At 45.2% G+C, this 2,299-nt stretch carries 2 protein-coding genes and 1 pseudogene; 1 reads left to right on the forward strand and 2 read right to left on the reverse strand.

What is annotated here, in order from left to right:
* A partial coding sequence (locus F6K20_RS41010; protein WP_502708915.1) for a sll1618 family protein occupies positions 1-155 on the forward strand: 155 nt, incomplete at its 5' end.
* Here the strand turns inward: F6K20_RS41010 and F6K20_RS34730 are convergent.
* A pseudogene (locus F6K20_RS34730) lies at positions 116-664 on the reverse strand (M16 family metallopeptidase); the annotation flags it as partial. The gene F6K20_RS41010 and the pseudogene F6K20_RS34730 overlap by 40 nt on opposite strands.
* 284 nt (positions 665-948) lie before the next feature.
* Positions 949-2,299, reverse strand: a 1,351-nt coding sequence (locus F6K20_RS34735; RefSeq protein WP_287297834.1) for a M16 family metallopeptidase, incomplete at its 5' end; no start/stop codon positions are given.

Genomic DNA, 2,299 nt, shown 5'->3' on the forward strand with positions numbered 1-2,299 from the left:
TTGCCCAACAGTTAAGGCAAAGCGCCCTTACTGGAGTTGGCAACTACCAAGAATTTCTCAAGCGCTGGAAATACGATTCTGATCAAAAACAGGTCATTCATGAAGCTTTATCTGATCCTGCTAGTTGCTGTTTAGCTAGGGCGAGCTTAGCTTGAGCAAAGGCAGGCTTTTGAATAACTTCAGCAAACAAATCAAAGACCAAGTCCAAATCTTCGCTCAAAGCACTAAAACTCGCCCTGCCAGAACTAGTGTCAATACTAGTTTCCACCGAAGCTGCCTTTTCTTCTAAGAGCACATTTAACTCATTGCCTGAGTGTTCAGTGGTACCCCCAGTACGCATCACAACTCCCGCCATAGTGGCTAAGCCAATTTTTTCAGCAGGCTCAAGGCGATCGCCCGTGCGAATTATTGCGGTACCACTTACCAAAGGCAGTTGATGGTCTTCGATCAGATAGACCACCATCCCATTATCTAACTGATAGCGAGTGTAGTCCGGTAGCTGAATTGGTGGTAAAGGGTCAAAGTCTAATTCATCGTAATGGCGTGGGGTATCAGCTATTGCTGGTAGACGAGACACAAGCACTACCACTAGGATTGTCACTACCAGTAGCCCGATCCATCTCAGGTATTTGGGATTTTGGCTTTTCGATTTTAGATTGGTCATTGCTAATTGGATCAATAGTTGAAGGTTAGAAGGTTGAAGGTTGAAAGTTACCAGGTTGAAACCGATCGCGTGGCCTTTTGGCCAAGGTTAACCAGTTGAAGGTTGAAGGTTAACCAGTTGAAGGTTGAAGGTTAATCAGTTGAAGGTTGAAGGTTAACCAGTTGTTCGCCTTTGGCGAACAACATTTTTGAATTAAGAATGTAGAATGTCTAATGCGCGAATTTGGAATTCTACATTCTGCATTCTACATTCTGCATTCTGACCGACAACCTTGAACCGTTCAGCTACTGACTTGGTAAAATGCGTCCAATCGTACGGTTTTCTGGTCTAAAGGTTGCCTGAGCCACCCGCTGAATGTCTGCTGCACTCACTGCCTCTATATCTTCTATTTCCTTAAACAAGTTACGCCAATCACCCGTTTTGACCTCATAGGTTGCCAAATTTCTGGCCATACCCATATTGGAATCAAGCGATCGCAATAGGCTAGCCCTTGCCTGAGTTTTTACCCGTTCCAATTCTTGGGGTGAAACTAGTTCAGTTTTGAGCTTTTCAATGTCTTCTGACAATGCACTTGCCACCTCTTCCACCGTGTGTCCTGGTGCAGTTAGGGCATAGAACAACATTAAATTAGGATATTTATCACCAGGAAAGCCACTAAACCCTGCCGCCGAGAGGGCTACTTGTTTCCCTTCTACCAGAGACTTATATAGGCGAGAGGTGCGACCATCACTGAGCAAATTGCCCATAATTTCATAAACCACATGGTCAGGATGGGTAATCCCTGGTCGATGGTATCCTTCCAAGTACCAGGGTTGGGAGGGTAATTTCAAGGTAACTTCCTTGGTTTCGGACTGTGGTGGTTCTACTGTAGTGACTTTAGGAATTTCCCTTTGATGGTTGTAGCGTCCAAAGTAGACTTTAGCTAGCCGTTTCACCTGCTTTGGATCCACATCTCCCGCAATAGCTACAGTTAAGTTATTCGGACTATAGTAAGTGTCAAAAAACTCCTGGACATCTTGGCGAGTAAGATTGCGAATGTCTTTGTTGTAGCCAATCACCGGACGCCGATAAGGGTGCTTGGTATAGGCAGTATCCAAGAACGCTTCAATCATTTGACCGATCGGAGAGTTATCAGTGCGCAGACGACGTTCTTCCAGGATTACCTCTTGTTCCTTATAAAATTCGCGAAATACCGGCTCAAGGAAGCGTTCCGACTCTAAGGACATCCACAGCTCTAATTTGTTTGATGGCAAGCTGTAGAAGTACACCGTATAATCCGTAGACGTTGCCGCATTCAAGCCCACGCCTCCTGATTGCTCAATAATCTGACCCAACTCGTTTTGCTTGACATACTTAGCTGCCTCAGCTTCGACTTGGGCAAACTCTTCCTTTAACTTAGCCACCTCTGCTTCATTGCCAGTGGCTTGATACTCTTTAATTTGTTTCTTCAACTCGTCCAACTTGTCCAGCAGACTTTTTTCTGCCTCATAGTTGGTAGTACCAATCCGGGTGGTACCTTTAAATGCTAAATGTTCTAAGAAGTGAGCCACACCGGTTTTGCCATCCGGTTCATCCACACCCCCTACATCGGCATAGGTAAGAAGAGAAACTACTGGTGCTTCGTGGTTTTCTAGG

Source organism: Moorena sp. SIO2C4 (genome assembly GCF_010672485.1).
GTDB classification, from domain to species: Bacteria; Cyanobacteriota; Cyanobacteriia; order Cyanobacteriales; family Coleofasciculaceae; genus Moorena; species Moorena producens.